Annotated in this window: 1 protein-coding gene; it reads right to left on the reverse strand. The window is 65.1% G+C overall.

The features are described from left to right. A partial coding sequence (locus tag AC6CIA_RS26525) for an Ig-like domain-containing protein (RefSeq protein ID WP_498316134.1) occupies positions 1 to 229 on the reverse strand: 229 nt, incomplete at its 3' end. Positions 230 to 241: the final 12 nt, after the last annotated feature.

The following is a 241-nucleotide window of genomic DNA, read 5'->3' on the forward strand; positions in this document are numbered from 1 at the left end:
TCACTTGCACGCGGTTGGTGTCAGTGTTGTTGGCAGCGGCACCGTCATCCAGGACGGTCAGGCTGCCCGCTGTGATTGCGGCCGTACCGGCATCCGCCACAAAGGTGGTGTCCACGGTGCGGTCGTTGCCATTGATGCTGGCTTTCACGGTGCTGCTGCCTGCCTGGGTGCTGGTCAGCGTCATGCTGGCCACGCCCGAGGCGTTGGTAGTAGCGGTAGGGCCGGTCAGTGCTGCCGCACC

It is taken from the genome of Pseudomonas sp. GQ91, assembly GCF_059758795.1.